Origin of the sequence: Lysobacter sp. ESA13C (assembly GCF_019970005.1) — a bacterium.
GTDB lineage: Bacteria > Pseudomonadota > Gammaproteobacteria > Xanthomonadales > Xanthomonadaceae > Lysobacter > Lysobacter antibioticus_B.
In genome coordinates, this window is record NZ_JAHXYK010000007.1 from 70,246 (window position 1) to 91,453 (window position 21,208).

Annotated in this window: 18 protein-coding genes; 6 read left to right on the forward strand and 12 right to left on the reverse strand. The window is 68.3% G+C overall.

The genetic code is table 11. The features are described from left to right. Positions 1-41 precede the first annotated feature (41 nt). The 4 genes from LC490_RS15260 (at position 42) to LC490_RS15275 (ending at position 4,505) form a co-directional block, all read left to right on the forward strand. On the forward strand, positions 42-1,475 hold the full coding sequence (locus LC490_RS15260; RefSeq protein WP_051885187.1) for an SH3 domain-containing protein: 1,434 nt from the start codon (positions 42-44) through the stop codon (positions 1,473-1,475). A gap of 150 nt (positions 1,476-1,625) precedes the next feature. After that, positions 1,626-2,723 carry a dipeptide epimerase gene (locus tag LC490_RS15265; RefSeq protein ID WP_031373019.1) on the forward strand — a complete coding sequence of 366 codons (1,098 nt, stop codon included), beginning with the start codon at positions 1,626-1,628 and terminating at the stop codon, positions 2,721-2,723. 52 nt (positions 2,724-2,775) lie between these two features. Continuing rightward, entirely contained in the window at positions 2,776-3,624 is an 849-nt protein-coding gene (locus LC490_RS15270) for a MurR/RpiR family transcriptional regulator (protein WP_223620724.1), read from the forward strand. Positions 3,625-3,776: 152 nt separating this feature from the next. Beyond that, complete coding sequence (locus LC490_RS15275; protein ID WP_223620886.1) at positions 3,777-4,505, forward strand: hypothetical protein; 729 nt, start codon at positions 3,777-3,779, stop codon at positions 4,503-4,505. A gap of 1,120 nt (positions 4,506-5,625) precedes the next feature. Here the strand turns inward: LC490_RS15275 and LC490_RS15280 are convergent. The 8 genes from LC490_RS15280 to LC490_RS15315 form a co-directional block, all read right to left on the reverse strand. After that, positions 5,626-7,494 (reverse strand): DUF885 family protein, encoded by a 1,869-nt coding sequence (locus tag LC490_RS15280; protein ID WP_223620725.1) that lies wholly within the window; start codon positions 7,492-7,494, stop codon positions 5,626-5,628. 211 nt (positions 7,495-7,705) lie between these two features. Continuing rightward, positions 7,706-8,908 (reverse strand): Xaa-Pro peptidase family protein, encoded by a 1,203-nt coding sequence (locus LC490_RS15285; RefSeq protein WP_031371922.1) that lies wholly within the window; start codon positions 8,906-8,908, stop codon positions 7,706-7,708. Beyond that, positions 8,905-10,491 (reverse strand): aldehyde dehydrogenase (NADP(+)), encoded by a 1,587-nt coding sequence (locus LC490_RS15290; protein WP_223620726.1) that lies wholly within the window; start codon positions 10,489-10,491, stop codon positions 8,905-8,907. Before LC490_RS15290 ends, LC490_RS15285 begins: the two co-directional genes overlap by 4 nt. 1 nt (position 10,492) lies before the next feature. Continuing rightward, on the reverse strand, positions 10,493-11,398 hold the full coding sequence (locus LC490_RS15295; RefSeq protein WP_031371924.1) for a dihydrodipicolinate synthase family protein: 906 nt from the start codon (positions 11,396-11,398) through the stop codon (positions 10,493-10,495). Further along, positions 11,398-12,717 (reverse strand): FAD/NAD(P)-binding oxidoreductase, encoded by a 1,320-nt coding sequence (locus LC490_RS15300; RefSeq protein WP_223620727.1) that lies wholly within the window; start codon positions 12,715-12,717, stop codon positions 11,398-11,400. The genes LC490_RS15295 and LC490_RS15300 overlap by 1 nt, the downstream gene beginning before the upstream one ends. After that, a complete protein-coding gene (locus tag LC490_RS15305) occupies positions 12,710-12,958 on the reverse strand; it encodes a 2Fe-2S iron-sulfur cluster-binding protein (RefSeq protein WP_223620728.1) in 249 nt (82 codons plus the stop codon). The genes LC490_RS15300 and LC490_RS15305 overlap by 8 nt, the downstream gene beginning before the upstream one ends. After that, positions 12,955-14,070, reverse strand: a complete 1,116-nt coding sequence (locus LC490_RS15310; RefSeq protein ID WP_223620729.1) for an FAD-dependent oxidoreductase — start codon at positions 14,068-14,070, stop codon at positions 12,955-12,957. Before LC490_RS15310 ends, LC490_RS15305 begins: the two co-directional genes overlap by 4 nt. A gap of 5 nt (positions 14,071-14,075) precedes the next feature. After that, on the reverse strand, positions 14,076-15,014 hold the full coding sequence (locus tag LC490_RS15315) for a 4-hydroxyproline epimerase (RefSeq protein ID WP_223620730.1): 939 nt from the start codon (positions 15,012-15,014) through the stop codon (positions 14,076-14,078). A 111-nt stretch (positions 15,015-15,125) separates the two neighbouring features. Here LC490_RS15315 and LC490_RS15320 point away from each other — a divergent pair, with 111 nt between their 5' ends. Continuing rightward, positions 15,126-15,860, forward strand: coding sequence for an AraC family transcriptional regulator (locus tag LC490_RS15320; RefSeq protein WP_223620731.1), 735 nt, complete (start codon positions 15,126-15,128; stop codon positions 15,858-15,860). An 18-nt stretch (positions 15,861-15,878) separates the two neighbouring features. On the opposite strand, the gene LC490_RS15325 is transcribed toward LC490_RS15320, so the two are convergent. The 4 genes from LC490_RS15325 to LC490_RS15340 all read right to left on the reverse strand — a co-directional run bounded on the left by LC490_RS15325 (position 15,879) and on the right by LC490_RS15340 (position 19,785). Beyond that, positions 15,879-16,358 (reverse strand): RidA family protein, encoded by a 480-nt coding sequence (locus LC490_RS15325; protein ID WP_223620732.1) that lies wholly within the window; start codon positions 16,356-16,358, stop codon positions 15,879-15,881. A 9-nt stretch (positions 16,359-16,367) separates the two neighbouring features. Continuing rightward, positions 16,368-17,444, reverse strand: a complete 1,077-nt coding sequence (locus tag LC490_RS15330; RefSeq protein ID WP_223620733.1) for an arginase family protein — start codon at positions 17,442-17,444, stop codon at positions 16,368-16,370. Positions 17,445-17,744: 300 nt separating this feature from the next. Beyond that, complete coding sequence (locus LC490_RS15335; RefSeq protein ID WP_031371932.1) at positions 17,745-19,100, reverse strand: Gfo/Idh/MocA family oxidoreductase; 1,356 nt, start codon at positions 19,098-19,100, stop codon at positions 17,745-17,747. 277 nt (positions 19,101-19,377) lie between these two features. Further along, complete coding sequence (locus LC490_RS15340; RefSeq protein WP_031371933.1) at positions 19,378-19,785, reverse strand: RidA family protein; 408 nt, start codon at positions 19,783-19,785, stop codon at positions 19,378-19,380. 638 nt (positions 19,786-20,423) lie between these two features. On the opposite strand from LC490_RS15340, the gene LC490_RS15345 reads away from it, so the two are divergent. Beyond that, positions 20,424-21,200 (forward strand): SDR family oxidoreductase, encoded by a 777-nt coding sequence (locus tag LC490_RS15345; RefSeq protein WP_223620734.1) that lies wholly within the window; start codon positions 20,424-20,426, stop codon positions 21,198-21,200. Positions 21,201-21,208: the final 8 nt, after the last annotated feature.

The following is a 21,208-nucleotide window of genomic DNA, read 5'->3' on the forward strand; positions in this document are numbered from 1 at the left end:
CGGCGCGCGGGATCGGCCCAGCGCGCCCGGAGCATGAAGCGATGCGTAGCGACACTCGCCACCCGCAGCATTCCCATGGCCGCGCCGCGCTGTTGATCGCGGCGTTGTTGGCAGCCGTGCCCTTGGGCGCGGTGCCGGCCTTCGCACGCGAGACTGCGCGCACGCCGGCGACCGGCGTGATCGGCATCGAGGAGGGGCAATTGAACGCGGACTACTGGATACGCCAGCAGACCCAGCCCGACACGACGATACTCGACCGCAAAGCGATCGACGCGCAGAACCAGCGCCTGCATCGGCTCGACCCGTCGGTGCACGATATCGAACATCTGCCGGCAAAACTGCGACGTGCGCAGGTCCGCGAGTGGATCGCGGCGCTGTCGCAGGCGCGCGAGGAAACCCTGTACGACGAGCGCGGCGAGGAAGTGCCGGCGCCGACCTTACAGCAACTCGGCGACGCCCTGGCGCTGGACGCCATCCCGGCGCTACAAGACACCCGCTACGGCATGGTCGTGCGCCGCGCCGACCTGCGCACCTTCCCGACCCGGCTGCGCGTGTTCACCGCGCGCGGCGACACCGACATCGACCGCTACCAGGAAAGCGCGCTGTTCCCGGGCACGCCGGTGGCGATCGTGCACGAGAGCCTCGACGGCCAGTACTGGTTCGTGGTCAGCGAGCTGTACGCGGCCTGGGTCGAGAAGGACCGCATCGCCGAGGGCGAGGCCAAGCCGATCTTCGCCTACACCCGCAAGGCGCCCTACCTGGTCGTCACCGGCGCGACCGCGCGCACCGTGCATGCGCCCGAACAGCCCGGCGTGTCGGACGTGCAGTTGGAGATGGGCGTGCGCGTGCCGCTGCTCGCCGACTGGCCGGCCGAGCGCCCGGTCAACGGCCAACACCATTACGCCTCGCATGTGATCGAGTTGCCGTATCGCGACGGAGCGGGGCGTTTGCAGTTTTCCCCGGCGCTGCTGCCGCGCACCGCGGACACCGCCGCGGACTACTTGCCGCTGACGCAAGCCAACTTGGTCCGCCAGGGCTTCAAGTTCCTCGGCGAACGCTACGGCTGGGGGCATTCCTACAACACCCGCGACTGCAGCGGCTTCGTTTCCGAGATCTACCGCAGCTTCGGCGTGCAGCTGCCGCGCAATACTCGCGACCAGGCGGTCAGCCCGGCCTACAACCGCATCGACCTGGCCGACGATGTCGGCCACGAGGACCGCCTGAAGATCCTCAAGACCCTGGAAGTGGGCGACCTGATCTACATCCCCGGCCACGTGATGATGGTGGTCGGCCACGAGGACGGCTGGCCCTACGTGATCCACGACACCACCGGCATCACCTTCCGCGACCGCACCGGCGAACTGGCGCGCGTGCACCTCAACGGCGTCTCAGTGACGCCGCTGGTGCCGCTGCTGTTCAACCGCGAGCAGCCGACCGTGGACCGGATCACCAGCATTCAACGTATTCGTCCATGAGCGAGGCCATCCACGCCGGAGAGCGATCCTCTCCCAAGCCGCGGTCGCCGACTTCACACCGCCGTCGACCCCATCCGAAGTAGCGTCGCCGAGCGCCGCCACCCTCCCAACCACCGAACACGCCGAACGAACCAAGACCTTACCGACCACATGAAGATCACCGACATCCGATTCGGCATGCTGCGGGTCCCGCTGAAGACCCCGTTCAAGACCGCGCTGCGCACGGTCGACGTGGTCGAGGACATCGTCGTCACCGTCCACACCGATACCGGCCACATCGGCTACGGCGAAGCGCCGGCGACGGCGGTGATCACCGGCGACACCCACGGTTCGATCGTCGAGGCGATCCGCAAGTTCATCTCGCCGCGCCTGATCGGCGAGGAGATCGCCAACCTCAACCGCATCACCGGCCTGATCCAGGGCGCGCTGGAGAAGAATTCCAGCGCCAAGGCCGCGGTCGAGATCGCGGTCTACGATCTGTGGGGCCAGCTTTACGGCGCCCCGCTGTACAAGATGCTCGGCGGCGGCGACCCGGTCATCACCACCGACATCACCATCAGCGTGGACTACATCGAGAAGATGGTCGCCGACTCGATCGCCGCGGTCGACCGCGGCTTCGAGTCTCTGAAGATCAAGGTCGGCAAGGACATCGGCGTCGACATCGAGCGGGTCAAGGCGATCTATGCCGCGGTCGAAGGCCGCGCCCTGCTGCGCCTGGACGCCAACCAGGGCTGGACCGCCAAGCAGGCGGTGTATGCCCTGCAGACCCTGGAAGACGCCGGGGTGCGCCTGGAACTGGTCGAGCAGCCGGTCAAGGCCCAGGACCTCGACGGTATGAAGTACGTCACGGATCGGGTCCACACCCCGATCATGGCCGACGAAAGCGTGTTCGGCCCGGCCGAGGTCATCGACCTGATCCGGATGCGCGCCGCCGACATCATCAACATCAAGCTGATGAAGACCGGCGGCCTGTCCAAGGCCATCCAGATCGCCGATATCGCCGCCATGTACGGGGTCGAATGCATGATCGGCTGCATGATCGAGACCAGCATCAGCGTCGCCGCCGCGGTCCACCTGGCGGTGGCCAAATCCAATGTGATCACCAAGGTGGATCTGGACGGTCCCTCGCTGTGCGCGTTCAATCCGGTCGACGGGGGAGTTATCTTCAACGAATCGGAGATCACGGTGACCGACGCGCCGGGTCTGGGCATCCGCGAGATCCGCGGCCTGGAACCGCTCGACGTCTGAGCCGCGGCTCCGGTTTCGCCACAGGATTAGCCGTACAGGACTGGACCCGCCGATGTCGCCCTTGCTCAAGATCCGCTCCGAACGCGACCAGATGTCGGCGATCGAACGCCGGATCGCCGATTACCTGCTCGAGAACGCGCACCTGCTGCGCGACTATTCCTCGCAGCAGCTGGCCAACGCGCTCGGCATCAGCCAGTCGAGCGTGGTCAAGTTCAGCCAGAAGCTCGGCTTCAAGGGCTATCCGGACCTGAAGTACTCGATCGGCGAGGCGGTCGCGCGCGGCCACGGCCACGACGACGCCCACGCGGTCGAATCGGTCCACGCCGACCCGCATGCCGCCCTGGCCGAGCGCCTGTGGCACGGCAAGGCCCGCGCCGAGGAGGAAACCCGGCTGATCAACCCGGCCGAGCGCATCGACGCCATCGCCGAGCTGATCCAGGACGCGCGCCGGGTGTTCATCATCGGCCTGGGCGAGGACGGCATCCCGGCCCGCGCCCTGGCGATGAAGCTAGCGATGATCGGCATCCTCAGCGTCCACCATTTCGACCCGGTGCTGATGACCGCGAGCACCGCCACCGCGAACCAGAGCGACCTGCTGCTGGTGTTCTCCGAGCTCGGCAAGCAGACCGCGCTGTGCCACCTGGCGCGCACCTTCGGCGAAGCCGGCGGCAAGGTCGTCTCGGTGACCCGCCACACCCCCAACCCGCTGCGCGCCCATGCCGATTTCTCCCTGCTGGTCTCGGCCCACGACGAGCGCGCCCATGTCGAGCCGCTGCTGTACCAGTCGGCGCTGCAGCACCTGCTCGACCTGATCTTCATCCTGCTGTGCGAACGCGGCCAGGGCCGGCTCAGCCAGCTCGACAGCAACGCCGAACGCATCCAGGACATGCTCGACACCTGATGCCGCGCGATGCGCCGCGAGGAATGCCCATGCCCCCGTCCTTCCGCATGCTCTCGTCCGGGCGCGAATCTCCAGCCCAGCCTGAGGCCAAGTTCAAGCCCGCCTCGGGACTGCGTCGCTGCGCCGGCCTCATCGCGGCGGGACTGGCCCTGATGCTGGCCGGCTGCGCCACGACCGGCAGCGACCGCTACGGCGGCGAAACCAGTCAGGCCGGGCAACTGGTGGTGGTGACCACGGCCGACTGGGACGCCAACCAGGGTCGGCTACAGCGCTTCGAGCGCGTCGACGGCCAGTGGCGCTCGGTCGGCGATGCGGCCGAGGTAACGATCGGCCGCGCCGGTTCGGCCTGGGGCCTCGGCCTGCATCCGGCGCAGCAAGACGGCCCGGTCAAGCGCGAAGGCGACGGCCGCGCCCCCGCCGGCCTGTTCCACATCGGCACCGCCTTCGGCTACGCCGACCGTGCCGCCACCGCCCTGCCCTACAGCGCGATGACGGTGTCGGACTACTGCATCGACGTCAGCGACTCGCCCTTGTACAACCGCATCGTCGATGCCAAGACCGTCGGCGAGGCCGCGGTCGCAGGCTCCACCGAACCGATGCGCCGCGACCTGCACGCCGGCGGCGATCAACGCTATCGCCAGGGTTTCGTGATCGAACACAACCGCGCCGGCGTCGCCGGTGCGGGCAGCTGCATCTTCGCCCACCTGTGGAAAGCCCCCGGCGAAGCCACCGCCGGCTGCACCGCGATGGATGAGGGCGAGATGGACCGTTTGCTGGCGTGGCTGAAGCCCGAAGCGCAGCCGGTGTTCGTGCTGTTGCCGCAGGCGCAGTACGCGCAACATTGGCGGGCCTGGGGATTGCCGGAGCCGGCGGGGCGTTGAGGGCAGCGTTGTCGTGTCGCAGACCGATTGCGGCATCGTCTCGGCGAATCTGCTGCAGCGGCGCCGCCAAGGGTAAGGGCGGCGCGAGCCGCGACCGCGTTGTTGCGGTCTCGCCACGTTTCTTTCAAGCAAGATCAAGATCAAACGCCAAGAGCTTCCGCCGCTAAAACGTCGCGGTGAATCTGCTGTGGCGGTGCCACCCAGGGTAGGAGCGGCGCGAGCCGCGACCGCGTTGTTGCGGTCTCGCCACGCTTCGTTCAAGCAAGATCAAGATCAAACGCCAAGAGCTCCCGCTTCCAAAGCGGCGGGTTACTTTCTTTTGCTGGCCCAAAAGTCCGTCTGGATTCCCTTCGGCCAAAGGTAACCAAAGAAGTTGCTTTTCTTTGAATCACAGGCCCGCACGTTCGATGCCGACGCAGGGATCTACATACGGGACATCCCTGTCCCGATGAAAAAACGGCGCGCATCCTTGCGCGCCGCCCTTCGGGTCTTCCATTGCCTTCGCGAGGACTCGGCGACGCACAGCCACAGCTATATGCGACGACACCACCCCGTGTAGGAGCGACGTGAGTCGCGACCGTGCCTCCAGATCGCCGCGTCGTTGTCGCCATGGCGCGGTCGCGGCTCGCGCCGCTCCTACCCCAAAGCAGAAGCACCACCTGATGATTTCTGTTGCTGTTGCTGTTGCGGTGAAAGCTTGGCGCAGTTCCAAACTTGCGATGCAACCGTAGACCCGGAGGGCGCCGCACAGGACGTGCGGCGTTTTCCGATAAGACAGGGACGTCTTATCGGAAAATCCCAGCGCAAGCTAAGTACTCGCAGGGGAGCTTCGTCAAGGAAAGCCCTTTTCTTTGGTTATCTTTCTTTTGGGCTTAGCAAAAGAAAGTAACCCGGCCGCGTCAGCGGACGGAAGCTTTAGATTTTGCTTTACGAGTCTGCGGCAGCAAACGCCGCAGCGGGAGACCGCGCAGTCGCGACTCGCGTCGCTCCTACCCTGCGATAGTTTCGAGATTTCGATCAGCGGCAACGGCAGTGCGGGTTCTGCGCGTTCCTATCGCGGCTCACGCCGCTCCTACAGGAGAAGCGACGTACCCATGCCGCTAATCGATACAACGACCGATCAAGGCTTCGCAGCCGCCGCGGCGGCGGTCTTCGCCCGCTGCGCCGCCTTCGCTCGACTCTCCTCGATGAAACGATCGGCACGCTGCTCCAATACCGGCAACGGCACCGAACCCAGGGCGAGAATCGCATCGTGGAAGGCACGGATGTCGAAGTCCTGGCCGAGCGCCTGTTCGGCCTTCGCACGCGCGCGCTCGATGCTCATCTGGCCGAGGTAGTACGACAGCGCCTGGCCCGGCCAACCGATGTAGCGGTCGACCTCGGTCTGGATCTCGTGTTCGCTGAGCGCGGTGTTGTCGCGCAGGAAGGCCTGGGCGCGTTCGCGGCTCCAGCCGAGGTGGTGGATGCCGGTGTCGACCACGAGCCGACTCGCGCGCCACATCTGGTAGGTCAGATAGCCGAAGTAGTCGTAGGGCGTGTCGTACAGGCCCATCTCGATGCCGAGCTTCTCCGAGTACAAAGCCCAACCTTCGCCGTAGGCGGAGATGTAGGTGTAGCGGCGGAAGTCCGGCAGGCCTTCGTGCTCGGCGGCGAGCGAGGTCTGCAGGGAATGCCCCGGCGCGGATTCGTGCAGGGTCAGCGCGGCCAGGTTGAACAGCGGCCGCGACGGCAGGTCGTAGGTGTTGAGCAGGTACACGTCGCGCCCACCGCGTCCGGCGGTGTAGAACGGCGCCAGGTCCGACGGCACCGGCCGGATCGCGAAACGCTGGCGCGGCAGCAGGCGGATGTAGTTGCCGATCTGGCCGTCGACGCGCTTGGCCAGCCACGAGGCGCGCATCAGCAGTTCGTCGCCGGTCTTCGGGTAGAACTTCGGATCGGTGCGCAGGTAATGCAAAAATTCCGGGAACGTGCCCTTGAAGTCGGTCTTGGCGATGGTCTGGTCCATCTGCGCGCGGATCTTGGCCACTTCCTCCAGGCCGATCTTGTGGATCTGCGCGGGCGGCAAGTCGAGCGTGGTGTATTCGCGGATCTTGGCCCGGTACAGCGCCTCGCCGTCGGGCATGGCCTCGGCCGCCAGCGTGGTGCGGGCCTGCTTCATGTACTCGTCCTGCATGAAGGCCAACAGCTTGCGATACGCCGGCAGCACCTGCTCGTCGATCGCCTTGGCCGCCTCGGCGCGCAAGCGGGCCTGTTCGGCCGCGGGCATGTTCGCCGGCATCTGCTTGAACGGGGTGTAGAGCAGGTTGTCGTCGAGCTTGGCGTCGACTACTTCCTTGATCGAGGCGTCGCGCCCGGTCAGGGTCACGCGCGGCACGCTGTAGCCGCGCACCAGACCGGCGCGCATGTTGTCGATCTGTTCGTCGAAATAACGCGGGATGTCGCGCAGCTGGCCGAGGTAACGGCGATAGCCTTCGCCGTCGCGGATCGGACGGCGCGCGGTGAAACCCAGGTTGGTCCAGAACGCGCTGTCGCTGTTGAACGGCATCTCCCAACCGCGCAGGCGCTGGTTGGCGAGCAGGCTCTGGATCTGCTGGCGGAACACCTCGTAGTTGACCGGGTCTTCGCCGCGCAGCTGCGCCTTGTCGATCGCGTCGAGTTCCTTCAGCACCTGCGCCCAATAACGCTCGCGCTCGGCCTGAGTGGCGAGGTCGACCTTGGGCAGACGGCTCGAGGCCTGGCCCTGCACGTCTTCGTCGTCGCCGCCGGCGAACTGCGCCTGCCGCCATTTCCATTCGCGCGTGTACAGCGCCTTGAAACGCACGCCGGCTTCGCTGTCGCGCGCACTCGCCTCATCGGCCGCGGACGCGGACGGCGCCGCGGTGGCGGGCGGTTCGGCGGCGAAAGCCGGCGCCAGGCTCAGGCCGAGCAACAAGGCGGCAGTCAGAGCGGCCAGGGGCGCGCGCGGCGGAGCAGTTCGGATCGAAATCATCGCGGGACTCGTTCGGGATTCGGACGGATGCGGGCCATCATGCGGCAATCCGCGCGAACGCGGATGTGCCTGAAGTGTCTGCCGATGCCGATCCGCGCCATGGCTTCCCCCTCTGAACGGGCCGCCCGGGGGGACCGCCGATACCGGCGCGGCAGGCGGCCCGTGCAGAGGAAGCCCGGTGGTCGCCAGCGGACTCAACGCCGCCGGCGACTCAATCGGCGAACGGCCGGTCGATCGCCAGCGACGGCGGGGTGAACCAGGCCGCGCCGTTCTCGGTCACGTAGAAGTGATCCTCCAACCGCACCCCGAACTGGCCGGGCACCACGATCATCGGCTCGTTCGAGCAGCAGTTGCCGGGCTCCAGCCCGACCCGGTTGCCGCGGACCAGATACGGCGTCTCGTGCACGCTCATGCCGCAGCCGTGCCCGGTGCGGTGCGGCAAGCCGGGCAGACGATAGTCCGGGCCCAGGCCACCGCGTTCGAGCACCGTGCGCGCGGCCTGATCGACCGCTTCGCCGCTGACGCCGGGGCGCACCGCATCGAACGCGGCCCGTTGCGCGGCGAGTTCGAGGTCCCAGATCCGCTTTTGCTCGGCGCCGGCACGGCCGCAGATGTAGGTGCGGGTGATGTCGGACTGATAGCCCTGCACCGCGCAGCCGGTGTCGATCAACACCAGTTCGCCTTCGCGCAGGGTCTGCTCGCCGGGAATGCCGTGCGGGTACGCGGTCGCTTCGCCGAACTGGACGATGCAGAAGGTCGAACCGTTGTCGGCGCCGAACGCACGATGCGCCTCGTCGATGAAACGGCGCAAGGTCGCCGTGCTCACGCCCTCGTCGGCCAGGCCGGCGGCGAGCCGGTGCACCTGCAGGGTCATCGCCGTGGCCTGCTTCATCAACGCCAGTTCGGCCTCGGTCTTGCGTGCCCTGCAACCGTCGACGATGGCGCTCGCATCGACGATGTCGAGCGTCGGCGCCAGCGCGCGCAAGGCGGTGAACACCGCATACGGCGCGCCCGGGTCGAGCGCCAGCCGGGCGGCGCCGCGCGCGCGCATCGTGTCGAGGACGAGTGCGCAGGGGTCTTCGTGTTCTTCCCACAGGCGCAATTGGCCCGGGATCTTGAGCACGTGCGAAAGCGAGCCGGATTCGAAGCCCGGGCAGATCACCGCCGGGTCGCCGTCGAGGGTCAGCAGCATCGCCACCAAGCGCTCGCTGGCGCCCCAGGGCACCCCGGTGAAATAACGCAGCGAGGTGCCGGCGGTGATCAGCAAGGCCTCGCAGCCCTCGCGCCGCATCAGCTCGCGCGCACGCTCGATGCGTTGCGCGTACTCGTGGGCGCCGATCGCCGGTGCGCGCTCACTCCACGGTTGCAGGCCGGCACGCGCCTGCTCGAGGGTCAAACCACCGATCTGATTCAAGGCGCAGCTCCAAGGTCGTCGTAGGTCCAGCGGCCGTCGACCTGACGCGCGATGCCGCCTGGATTGCGGTCGCGCAACTCCAGCGGCAGCAATTCGTCGCGCACGTGGTCGTAGCAATGCAAGGCGGCGAAGCGGCGAATCGCCGCCGGCAACCCGACCGCAGTGAAGCCGGGATGGCCGGTGCTCGGGTAGGGCCCGCCATGGTGCATGGCCGGACTCACTGCGACGCCGGTCGGCATGCGGCTGGCGATCAGGCGGCCGACGCGCGGGCGCAGGCTCGCCGCCAGGCGGGCCTCGTCGGCGGCGTCGGGTTCGCCGGCATAGATGGTGCCGGTCAGATTGCCTTCGAGCCCCTGCGCGATCGCCACCGCCTGTTCGATACCGTCGACGCGCACGACCAGGCTCACCGGCCCGAAGGCCTCGCTCTGCAAGCGCCGGTCGGCGAGGAACGTCGCCGCATCGACGCTGAGCAGCGCCGGTTGCACGCGATACCCCTCGCCTTCGGCGACGGCGCCGCCGGCGACGAGTTCCGCGCCGGCCTCGCGCCAATCGCTGAGCCCTTGCTGCAGATGATCGAGCACGCCGCGCGAGAACATCACCCCGGACGGGGCCTGCGCGAACAAAGCCGCGGCTGCGGCGACGAAGCCATCGCCGTCGGCGCCGCGCGGCAGCACCACGATGCCGGGATGGGTGCAGAACTGACCGGTGCCCATGGTGCAGGACGCGAAGAACTCCTGCGCCAACGCGTCGCCGCGCTCGTGCAGCGCGCCTTCGAGCAAGAACACCGGATTGACGCTGGACAGTTCCAGATAGGCCGGCACGCCCGCCGCGTCGGCCCGCGCCTTCAGCGCCAGGCCGGCGTTGCGGCTGCCGGTGAAGGCGAGCGCACCGAGCCGCGCATCGCCGGCCAGGGCCAGCCCGTGCGCGGGGTCGAGGTGATACAGCACCTGCAAGGCCGCGGCCGGCAAGCCGGCCTCGACCAGGGCGCGGTGGGCGAGTTCGGCCAGACGCTGGCTGGTCGCCGGGTGCGAGGGATGCACTTTGGCGATGACCGGGTTGCGGGCGGCGATGGCCGAAGCGAAATCGCTGCCGGCCACCGCGTTGAAGGCGAACGGGAAATTGTTCGGCCCGAAGATCAGCACCGGTTTGTGCAGCGGCGCGAGATGACTGCGCAGACCGGCCGCGGTGTCGATGATCGGCTGGGTCCACGAACGCTCGCGCACCGCCCGCGCGGCCTGGCGCAACTGCCCGGTGGTGCGCGGCAATTCGACCTTGGCCAGACGCGGTTCGATCGGCAGCGCCGTTTCCAGATGCGCGAGCGCGACCAGGTCCGGCCCGTCGTGTTCGATGCCGAGCGCATACGCCTCCAGGAAATCGGCGATGCGTTCGGGATCGGCCGCGGCCAGTTCGTCGGCGACGGCGCAGGCCGAGGCCAGCGCGGCCTCGGCGTCGGCCGCGCCGGACACCGGGAACGCCGGTCCGAACGGCGTGCCGCGGGTCGGATCGAAGGCGCGGAAATCGCCGCCGGCATCGCGCGAGGCCTGCCAACGCCCTTCGATCAGTACCGGTTCGCGCGCGCCCATCTCAGCGGCCCGGATGCGCGGCGATGGCGCGCTCGATCACGGCGAGCGCGGCGTCGCGCTCGGCACCGACCAGGACCATGCGCGGCGCGCGCACGTGCTCACTGCCCAGGCCGACGCGCTCCTGCACCAGCTTGATCAGTTGGACGAACTTCGGCACGGTGTCCAGGCGCAACAGCGGCAGGAACCAGGCGTAGAGATCGGCCGCGGCGCGCGCACCGCCGTCGCGGGCGAGTTCGAACAACTGCACCGATTCCTTCGGATAGGCGTTGACCAGGCCGGCGATCCAGCCGGTCGCGCCCATCGCCACGCCCTCGACCACCGCATCGTCCATGCCGACCAACAGATCGAGGCGCTCGCCGAGCAGCGAACGGATCGCGGCGAAGCGGCGCACATCGGTCGAGGATTCCTTGACCGCCTGCAGGTTCGGCAGTTCGGCGGCGAGTTCGGCGATCTGCTCGGGCACGAAATCGGTCTTGTAGGCGATCGGATTGTTATAGAGCATGCACGGCAGCGGGGTCGCTTCGATGACCGCGCGCACATGCGCCTTCATTTCGCGCCAGTCGCTCGAATACACGTACGGCGGCAGCACCATCAGGCCGGCGCAGCCGATCGCCGCGGCCTCGCGCGCCAGGCGCACGGCTTCGTCGGTCGACAGCGCGGCGATGCCGGGGATCACCGGCGCGCGGCCGTCGAGCGCCTGCACCAGGGTGCGCAGGATCGCCAGCTTGTCCTCGAAGCTCAGCGTCGCCGCTTCGCCGAGCGAACCCAGCGGCACGATGCCGACGCAGCCGGCATCGATCAAGGTGCGCGCGTGTTCGGCGAGGAAGGCGTGATCGATCGCACCGTCGGCGCGGAACGGGGTGGTGATCGCGGGGATGACGCCACGCCAGAACGAAGCATTGCTCATTAGACAGACCCTTTGGATTCGGTAAGGAAAGTACGATCGGAACAAGAGCCGGCTGCGGCCAAACTGGCCAGCCGGGTGGGAAAAACCGGCGGCCGCGCGACATGCGCACGCGTCGCCGGCACCAGCAGACCCAACTCGGTCAGCGCCGTGCCGCAGATGCGGCCCTGGCAACTGCCCATGCCGCAACGCGTGGCCAGCTTGGCCGCGCGCGCGTCGGAATATCCTTGCAACTGCGCCAACGCCACGTCCTCGCAGCGGCATACCAGCGTGGCCGGCTCGGCGAGCTTGCGCACGTCGTCGCGCAGGTCGAAGTAACGCGGCAACAGAGCGGCGAAGGCGCGTGCGTGGCGACGGCGCGGACGCAGCGCACGCGCGGCATCGTCTGCGCCGGCGGCGGCGTGACCGGCCATCGCGCCTTCGACACGCGCGACATCGACGCCGCCGATGCCGCAGGCTTCGCCGGCTGCGTACACGCCGTCGACGCTGGTCATCAGCCGCTCGTCGACGCGCACGCGCGGATGGCGACCGTCGAGTTCGAGCGCGCAGCCCAGCTGCGCGGCGAGTTCGGTGTTCGGCACCAGGCCGTAGCCGACCGCGACCTGGTCGCAGGCGATGCGTTCGACTCCGCGCGCGCTTGCGATCTCGACTTCGCGCACCCGCTCGTCGCCGTGCACGGCGCGCACCCAGCTCGCGCGCCGATAGGCCACGCCGGCCAGGCGCGTGCGCAACGCCGCGGCCTGCAGCAACTTGCCCGGCCAGCGCCACAACTGCGAGGCGAACGCCATCAGCGCCGCGTCCGGCGCCTGTTCGCAGATCGCCAGCACCTGCGCGCCGTGTCGGCGCAAGGTCGCGGCCGAGGCCAACAGCAGCGGGCCGCTGCCGGCGAGGAGCACGCGCTTGCCGGCGATCGGCCAGCCTTGCTTGACCAGGGCCTGCAGGGCGCCGGCGCCGGTGACGCCGGGCAAGGTCCAGCCCGGGAACGGCAATAACAGTTCGCGCGCGCCGGTAGCCAGCACCAGGGCACCGTATTCGATTTCGCGCACCAGGCCGGCTTCTTCGATCAGCACCCGGCCCGGCGCGGTCGCGACGACCTGCGCCTGCGGCAGCCAGTGAAGATTGCTGCGCGCGCGCATCTCCGCCACTGCGAGGCGCGCGGCGGCCGGTGCGGATTTGCGCACGTCGTGGCGCCAGACCTGCCCGCCCGGGTTCGCCTGCAGATCGACCAGCACGACGTTGACGCCGTGGCTCGCCGCGGCGCGCGCCGCCGCCAGCCCGGCCGGGCCGGCGCCGATCACCAGCACGTCGCAGGGCTCAGTCATCGCGCTGCACCTGCATGCCGTCGCGCGCCACCACCACGCAGGCGCGTTGATGGGCGACGCCATCGATGCTGACCCGGCATTCGAAACACAGGCCCATGCCGCACAGCGGCGCACGCGCCTCGCCGCTGCGCGAGCGGCGAAAACGCAGACCGAGTTGGGCCACGGCCGCGGCGACGTTGGCCCCGGCCGGCACTTCGACGGCGATGCCGTCGATCGACAACTGCACGCTCGGACGTTTCATCGCAACGCGCGCTCCGGCAAGAAGGGCGCGGGATCGATCGCCGGCGCGCGGCCGAGCATCTGATCGAGCAACAACTGCGCCGTGCCCAGCGCGGTGGTCACGCCGAGCCCTTCGTGGCCGGCCGCGACCCAAGTGCGCGGCCGGTCGGCGACCGCGCCGATGTAGGGTCGGCCGTCGGGCGTGGTCGGCCGGAAACCGGTCCAGACCCGCAGCGCCTGCAACTCGCGCAACATCGGCAGGAACGCGAAGGCGCGGTCGAGCATGCGCCGCAGCATCGGCAGCGACACCGCGCGATCCTCGACACCGAACTCGCGCGAGGAGCCGATCAGGATCTGCCCGGTCGGACGCGGCTGCACGTTGAAGGCGACGCTGCTGTCGGCATCGCCGTGAGCGCTGTCGGCATAGCCGAGTTCGAGCAGTTGATGGCGCACCCGCCCGGGGTAGCGCTCGGTGATGACCAGATGCCCTTTGCGTGCGCGCATCGGCAACTGCGGCAACAATTCGGGCACGGCGCAACCGGTCGCGACCAGGACCGGACCGACCAATTCGCTGCCGTCGTCCAGGCGCGCACCGTTGGCGCTCAGCTCGACGACACGACGCCCCAGGAACGCCGTGGCGCCGGCCTGCAGGGCGCGCTCGAACAGATGCTGGGCGACGCGCGGCGGATACACCACCGCCTCGTCGGCGACCAACATGCCGCCGCACAGCCCCGGGGTGAGGCCGGGCTCGAGTCGGTACAACTCGTCGGCGTCGATTCGTTGCGCGCGAACGCCGGACGCGGCCAGGCGCGCGATCTTCGCGGCGACGCCGTCGAACTCGCGCGCCTCGCGCGCGACCCACAAGGTGCCGCAACGGCTGAATTCGGCTTCGGGCAGATCGGCGAAGCGTTCCCACAGCGCCAGCGAATACCGCGACAAAGCCAACTCGGCCGGGTCGTCGTCCATCGACACCAGATGCCCCATCGCCGCCGCGGTGGCACCGCCGCCGACCGGGCCGGGCTCGACCACGGCGACCCGCAGCCCTTCCTGCACGGCACGCTCGGCGCAGGCGCTGCCGACGATGCCGGCACCGATCACGATCAGGTCGTAGCTGTTGGAAGGCGCTGCGCTCATGCCGGTCACTTCGCCGCGATGCCCCAGGCGAAGGGGTCGGCTTCGTCGATCAACAACTGCGCGTGTGCGGTGATGTGGGCGCTGCCGGTGATGGTCGGCAGGACGCCGCGCGGGCCCGGGCGATAGCGCCCTTCGAACACGCTGCCGAGCACGCTCTCCTGGCGCCACACCGCATCCGCCGCGAGCTTGCCGTCGGCGGCGAGGCAGGCCAGCTTGGCGCTGGTGCCGGTGCCGCACGGCGAACGGTCGTAGGCCAGCCCCGGGCACAGGACGAAGTTGCGCGCGTCGACACCGGGCGTGGTCGACGGCGTTTCCAGTTCGATGTGATCGATGGGCGCGCCGTCGGCGCCGGTCACGCCCGCCGCTTCGAGCGCATGCCGGATCGCTTCGGAATAATCGCTGAGCTCGCGCTGGTGCAGCAGCGAGATCACCCGCGCGACGCGGGCGATGAAGAACCAGTTGCCGCCCCAGGCGACATCGCCGACCACCTCGCCGTAGCCCGGCACCTGCACGCGTACGCCGGCCAGATGGCGCCAGCTTTCTACGTTGTCGACCGAGACCCGGCCGTCCTCGTGCAACTCCGCACCGACCGTGCCGACCGGCGTCTCGATGCGGTGCCGGCCCGGCTGAATCCGGCCGAGGTGTTGCAGGGTGCGCACCAGGCCGATGGTGCCGTGGCCGCACATGCCCAGGTACCCGACGTTGTTGAAGAAAATCACTCCGGCGGCGGCTTCGGGCTCGCTCGGCGGCAGCAGCAAGGCGCCGACCACCGTGTCGGAACCGCGCGGCTCGCAGGCGATGGCCTGGCGCCAGTGGTCGAATTCGGCACGGAAGCGCTCGCGCTTGTCGGCCAGGCTGCCGGCGCCCAGATCGGGGAAGCCGGCAACCACGACCCGGGTCGGTTCGCCGCCGGTGTGGGAGTCGATGATGTCTAGGCTGTGCATGCCGCCATGCTCGCGTCGGCGGCCTCGCGCGTCTAGGAATCCTTGCCGGTCATGGATGCGGAATTCGGCATAATCGGGCTATCGTTGTGGAACCGCCCGGAGCAGGCCGCCATGTCCCTACAGATTCCCGCCGACCTCATGCAGACCCTGTGCGACGCACTGCCCGACGTGGTGTTCTTCGCCAAGGACGCGTCCGGCCGCTACAGCCACGCCAACCTGACCCTGGTGCGCCGGCTCGGCCTGAAGCGGCGCGAGGACGTGATCGGCCGCGACGTCACCGAGCTGTTTCCGGCCCGCCTCGGCGGCCGCTATGCGATCCAGGACCGGCGCGTGCTCGACGGCGAGACCATCGAGAACCAGCTCGAAGTGCATTTGTTCCCGAACCGGCAACCGGGCTGGTGCCTGACCGGCAAGCGCCCGTTGCCTTTGGCCGACGGCCGCACAGGCCTGGTCGGCCTGTCGCGCGACCTCGGCGCGCCCGACGGCCATCACCCGACCTACGAACGCCTGCGCCGGGTCACCGAACACATGCAGGCGCATTTCGCCGGCGCGCTGCGCGTGACCGCGCTGGCCGAACTGGCCAAGCTGTCGGTCGCGCAGTTGGAACGCCATTTCCAGCGCGTGTTCCAGCTGACCCCGCAACAGGCCCTGACCAAGATCCGCATCGAAGCGGCAATGAGGTTGCTGCAGGAAGAGGCGAGCATCGCCGAGGTCGGCCAGTCCTGCGGCTTCTCCGACCAGAGCGCGTTCGCGCGCCAGTTCAAGGCCACTGTGGGCATGACGCCGCGCGAGTACCGCGCCTTGCAGCGCAGCGGTCGTTGGAGCGCGGGCGGCGAAGACGCCTGATCGACGCCGCTGGCGTGTTCAGGCGAGCGCGATCGCCTCGATCTCGATGCGCCAGGCTTCATCGTAGATACCGGTCACCACCACGCTGACCGCGGGATCGGCACGGCCGGCCAACAGGCGGCGGCGAATCTCGCGTTCGCGCTTGCGGTCGCTGGAACGGGCGAGAAAGACGGTCAGCTTCGCCAGGTGCTGCAGGTCCATATCGGCCGCGCGCAGCTGCGTCTCAAGGTTGGCCCAAGCGAGAGCGCATTGTCCGGAAAAATCCTGCGGCGCCTCGCCCTGCGCGTCGACCGGGATCTGGCCGCTGACGAACAGCAGCCGGGTCGCGGCAGTGATGGGGTGTGGTTGCGCGGCGTGGATCGATTCGCCGTCGGGCGCGGTCGGCGAACACGGCGCGGTTTCATCGACGACTTTGTGTCCCGGCATCGGCGCTGCGGCAGGCCGCGACAGCCAGGTCATCGCGGCGGCACTGGTCAGCAGGAAGCTGCGTCGCTGCACGGTGACGCCTCAGCGTGCCGGCGCGGACGATGCGGTGGCTGCAGCGCCTTGCCGCGGCCAACGGCCGCTGTCTTCGAACGCGCTCGCGACGGTGTCGGCCAGGCGCCGCGCGAGGAGCCCGTCGGGGTCGAGGTCGGGATCGAAGATCGTCAGCTCCATACCTACCGCTTTCGGGCTGGCGAGCAATCGGGCGAGCACGGCGCGCAACTGATCGAAGTCGAGGCCGCCGGGGTTCGGCGAATCCACCGCCGGCATCACCCGTTCGGCGAGCACGTCGGCGTCGAGGTGAATCCAGTAACCGTCGGTCGGCATCGCCTCCAGCCGCGCGCGCGCCTCGCGGCCGGCGCGTTCGGCGCCGAGACGGCGGATCGCCTCGGCGTCGATGGCGTGAATGCCGGAACGCTCGAAACTCTCGACCTCGTAGTCGATACGGTCCTGGTCGGCCACCACCAGACCGAGGTGGACGACATCGCCGGTGCGGAAATAAGGCGAGCGACCGCGCAGGTCGGACAGCGCCGCCGGGCCATGCCCGGTCGCCAGGCCGAGATCGAGCCCGGCCGCGGTCAACAAGCCGTGGTAACGGCGGCGGTCGCGGATGAAGGAAAAATCGTCGTGAGCATCGATGAAGGCCAGGCCGTAGCGGCCGTGCTGCTTGAGGGCCAGACCGCTGCCGATCAGCACGCTGCAATCGCCGCCGAGCACCAGCACGAACCGGTCCTGGGCCAGCAGCGGCATCAGGCGGTCGGCCAGGGTCTGACTGTAGTCGCGCAGGGCGGCGCCGTTGCGAAAGCCGATCGCGGGATCGGCAGCGGGCGAATAAGGCGGCGCATCGACGCGGCCGCCATCGTGAGCACGCAGGCGCTGCAGCAGCCCGGTCGCGCGCAGGGCCTCGGGCAATTTACGCACGCCCGGCTCGACACCCGGCGCCGGCGGGCGCAAGCCCAGGTTGCTGGGCGCATCGATGACGACGATGGCGGCTGGGTCCGACTTGAAGGCTGCAGGCGTCGCAGCGGGAGGCTGCGCGCAGGCCGGCAGCAGCGAAGACAAGGCCGCGCCGAGCACGGTAGGTCCGATCGCGAGGCGCATGCGAATAACCTCTGAATGTGTTTTTAGAGGTTATGCGCACCCTATCGAACCTGTCAACACCGTTTTAAAGGTTACAGACAGACGGCGCCGCCTGCCCGCCCATTCATGGCCGTGGTCTTAGCTTTCCGATCCGCCGCCCCTGCTCTTGCAGCGCTGCGACCGGGAACGCAGCAAAAAAACCCGGCTTGCGCCGGGTGGAGGTCGGAAACGGAGAGAGCGTTACGCGACGATGCCATGCCTCGCTTGACGACCGCCCGCCGGAGCAACGGCGAGCGGCGTATTGCGTGGCCAGGCAGGATCTCAGTAGCGGTCGTTCAAGGCGAAGATCGGCTTGCGGTTCTTCCACTTGCCTTCGGTGAAGTCCGGGAACTCCACGGTCTTGTGCTCGGCGATGGACTGCTCCGACAAGGGGGTGATCGCGCTCCAGGCGACCGCGTCGTAGATGTCGATCGGCATCGGCGCATCGGCCTTGAGCGCCTCGATGAAGGCATGCACGACGAAGTAGTCCATGCCGCCATGGCCCGCGCCGGCCGCGGTCTCGGCGAACCGCTGCCACAGCGGATGGTCGTACTTCTCCAGCCAGGCCTCGGCCTTGTCCCACTCGTGCGGCGTGGTCTTGCCTTCGATGTGGATCGAATCGTTGATGTCCATCCACAGGCCGTCGGTGCCCTGCACGCGGAAGCCGAGCGAGTACGGACGCGGCAGCGAGGTGTCGTGCTGCAGCAGGATGGTCTCGCCGTTCTCGCAGGCGATCTGGGTAGTGACCAGGTCGCCGAGCTTGAACTTGACCTTGGCGTTCGGATGGTCCGGGCCGGCCTGCTTGACGATGTAGTCGTGCAGGCCGCGCGCCTTGCTCGAGAACGAGCTGAGGTAGGTGAAGCGATTGCCGCGATGGATGTTGGCGACCATCGCGCAGGGGCCGATGCCGTGGCTCGGGTACAGCTCGCCGTCGCGCTGGACCGAATGTTCGGTGCGCCAACGCGCCTCCGACCAGCCCTTGGCACCGAACTCGACACCGCCGCCGGTGGCGCGCTCGGGGTTGCCGCTGTTGAGTTTCACCGCGCGCAGGTCGTGCTGGTAGCCGCCCTGCAGATGCACGATCTCGCCGAACAGGCCCTGCCGCACCATGTTCAGCACCGCCAGCACGTCGCGGCGATAGCACACGTTCTCCAGCAGCATGTAGGGTGTGCCGGTCTTCTGCTGGGTGCGCAATACCTGCCAATGGTCGTCGAGGGTGATGCCGGCGACCACTTCGCAGGCGACCGCGATGCGCGCCTGCATCGCCGCGATCGCCATCGGCGCATGGAACTCCCAGGGCGTGGCGATGATCACGCCGTCGAGGCCGCCCTTGTCGAGCATCTTGCGGTAGGCGTCGTTGTCGCCGCCTTCGCCGTAGGTCGTCGGCTTGGGCCGGCCGGCCTTCTCGATCATCTTCAGCGCGCGGCCGAGCATGATCGGCTCGACGTCGCACAGCGCGACGACTTCGACGTCGTCGCGACGCACCAGTTCCTTGAGCAGCACCTGGCCGCGCATGCCGGTGCCGATCAGGCCCAGGCGCAACTTCGAGCGTTTGCGGGCGAAGGCCGGCGTGAACGCGGTGCTGGCCAATACGGTGCCCGCGGTCGCGGAAGTAGCGAGGAAGTCGCGTCGGTTCATGCAGGTGCCTCGGTGGGTAGGGGGCGGGTGAGGAGTGAGGAGTGAGGAGTGAGGAGTGAGGAGTGAGAAGTGAGGAGTGAGGAGTGAGAAGTGAGGAGTGAGGAGTGAGAAGTGAGGAGTGAGGAACGAGGAGTGAGGAACGAGGAGTGAGAAGTGAGGAGTGAAAGGTGAGGCACTGGGAACGAGTCGAGACCACGCGAACTGCGGCAGCATCCGCCGCTCGCCCTCTTTACTCACTCCTCGCTATTACTCGCTCCTCGCCCATCGCCCCTCGCCCCTACGCGCCCCTCAGCGGGTGATACGCGATGGCTTCGATCTCGATCTTGCAATCGACCATCATTTGCGAGCGCACGCACGAACGCGCCGGCGGCTGCTCGCCGAAGTACTCGCGGTAGACGCGGTTGAAGCTCCAGAAGTCGCGGGTGTCGTCGAGCCAGACGGTGATCTTGACCACGTGGCTCAAGTCGCAGCCGGCCAGGCCAAGCACTTTCTTGACGTTCTCCATGGTCCGGCGCGTCTGCGCCTCGATGCCGCCCTGTTCGATTTCGCCGCGCTCGTTCATGGCGACCTGGCCGGAGATGTAGACGAAGTCGCCGGCGCGCACCGCCGGCGAGAACGGCAGTTGTTGGCCGCCGGCGCCGCTGGGCTCCAGGCCGTAACGGACGATGGAATTGGAATCGCTCATGGATGGACTCTCTGCATAGGGAGGAACGGGAAGAGCGAAGCTACGACGACCGGCGTGCTCCGCCGCGCCACTCGCAGATCGCGGGCAGCATGGCGGCGGCGCTCGGAGTCGGATGGCACATTCAAGGCCTTCCCGTTGCCGACGTGAAAGTATCTTACAAACTTTCACGATGCATTTTGCACTGCACCATGGCGGTTTATCAGGGCCTCTGCTACATTTCCATTGCCCGCCAAGCCATCTGTGTTTGAAATTTACAGGAATGATCGGATGACCAGGGGAACCGCGCTGTGATCCATTCGCCGCACCCCGCTCCTGGGAGTCCGGCCGTGCGCCGGAGCTACGCGACCGGCACGCGACCGGCACGCAATCGGGCCCGTGCCTGCGCCGTTTCGCCGTCGAACTGCGGCCGAAATCCTGCGCAACGATCGCGCCTTCGCCGCGCGGCCGCCACGACGGGGACACATGGATTCGCACGATCCCGCCTCGCGCAGATAAGTGTGCCGACGCCTCGCTCGGCACACCCAAAACCTCCGCTATCGGCGATATTCCGGTCTACCGTCATCACCCGCTGGTTCCCGATCGCCTCGTTGCGCTCGGTCCGACGCTGCGGGCGCCCCCATTGAAGGAATGATCCGTCCATGAGCCAAAGCCGTTTGACCTTGATCACCGGAGCCGCGGGCGGCATCGGCCGAGGATTGCTCACCCGTTTCGTCGTCGGCGGCGATCGTGTGCTCGCCCACGATCGCGATGCCGATGCGCTGGCCGCGCTGGCCGCGAATTTCGCGCCCGGGCAGGTGCTGACCGCGGCGTCCGAGTTGTCCGATCTCGATGCCTTGCGTGCCGCACTCGCGCCGGTCACCCAGGCGCACGGCCCGATCGGCGCGGTCATCGCCAACGCCGGCAGCGCCGAAGGACTGAGCCTGGCCGGCACCGCGCCGGGCGCGTGGCAGCGCGACGTCGATGTGAACTTGAACGCCGGCTACTGCACGGTGGAAGCGGCGCTCGACGGGCTCAAACGTACCCGCGGCAACATCGTCTTCATCGGCTCGGTCAACGGCCTCGCCGCACTCGGCCATCCGGCCTACAGCGCGGCCAAGGCCGGCTTGATCAGCTACGCAAAATCGATCGCGATCGAATACGGCCGGCTCGGCCTGCGCGCCAACGTGATCTGCCCGGGCACGGTCAAGACCCAGGCCTGGCAGGCGCGCGCCGACAAGCATCCGCAAGTGTTCGAGGACTTGAAGAAGTGGTATCCGCTCGGCGACTTCGCCACGCCCGAGGACATCGCCGAAGCCGCCTGGTTCCTCGCCTCGCCGCAGGCGCGCATGATCAGCGGCGCGGTGCTGCCGGTCGACGGCGGCCTGATGGCCGGCAACCGGGTGATGGCTTCGGAACTCACCCTGGAGCCGTACTGATGACTGGG

What these genes read in the sequence shown, in the direction of transcription:
- LC490_RS15310 (WP_223620729.1), bottom strand. Translation starts at nt 14,070, where the DNA reads ATGAGCGCAGCGCCTTCCAACAGCTACGACCTGATCGTGATCGGTGCC.
- LC490_RS15270 (WP_223620724.1), top strand. Translation starts at nt 2,776, where the DNA reads ATGTCGCCCTTGCTCAAGATCCGCTCCGAACGCGACCAGATGTCGGCG.
- LC490_RS15260 (WP_051885187.1), top strand. Translation starts at nt 42, where the DNA reads ATGCGTAGCGACACTCGCCACCCGCAGCATTCCCATGGCCGCGCCGCG.
- LC490_RS15305 (WP_223620728.1), bottom strand. Translation starts at nt 12,958, where the DNA reads ATGAAACGTCCGAGCGTGCAGTTGTCGATCGACGGCATCGCCGTCGAA.
- LC490_RS15335 (WP_031371932.1), bottom strand. Translation starts at nt 19,100, where the DNA reads ATGAACCGACGCGACTTCCTCGCTACTTCCGCGACCGCGGGCACCGTA.
- LC490_RS15300 (WP_223620727.1), bottom strand. Translation starts at nt 12,717, where the DNA reads ATGACTGAGCCCTGCGACGTGCTGGTGATCGGCGCCGGCCCGGCCGGG.
- LC490_RS15330 (WP_223620733.1), bottom strand. Translation starts at nt 17,444, where the DNA reads ATGCGCCTCGCGATCGGACCTACCGTGCTCGGCGCGGCCTTGTCTTCG.
- LC490_RS15315 (WP_223620730.1), bottom strand. Translation starts at nt 15,014, where the DNA reads ATGCACAGCCTAGACATCATCGACTCCCACACCGGCGGCGAACCGACC.
- LC490_RS15275 (WP_223620886.1), top strand. Translation starts at nt 3,777, where the DNA reads ATGCTGGCCGGCTGCGCCACGACCGGCAGCGACCGCTACGGCGGCGAA.
- LC490_RS15340 (WP_031371933.1), bottom strand. Translation starts at nt 19,785, where the DNA reads ATGAGCGATTCCAATTCCATCGTCCGTTACGGCCTGGAGCCCAGCGGC.
- LC490_RS15345 (WP_223620734.1), top strand. Translation starts at nt 20,424, where the DNA reads ATGAGCCAAAGCCGTTTGACCTTGATCACCGGAGCCGCGGGCGGCATC.
- LC490_RS15265 (WP_031373019.1), top strand. Translation starts at nt 1,626, where the DNA reads ATGAAGATCACCGACATCCGATTCGGCATGCTGCGGGTCCCGCTGAAG.
- LC490_RS15280 (WP_223620725.1), bottom strand. Translation starts at nt 7,494, where the DNA reads ATGATTTCGATCCGAACTGCTCCGCCGCGCGCGCCCCTGGCCGCTCTG.
- LC490_RS15290 (WP_223620726.1), bottom strand. Translation starts at nt 10,491, where the DNA reads ATGGGCGCGCGCGAACCGGTACTGATCGAAGGGCGTTGGCAGGCCTCG.
- LC490_RS15295 (WP_031371924.1), bottom strand. Translation starts at nt 11,398, where the DNA reads ATGAGCAATGCTTCGTTCTGGCGTGGCGTCATCCCCGCGATCACCACC.
- LC490_RS15320 (WP_223620731.1), top strand. Translation starts at nt 15,126, where the DNA reads ATGTCCCTACAGATTCCCGCCGACCTCATGCAGACCCTGTGCGACGCA.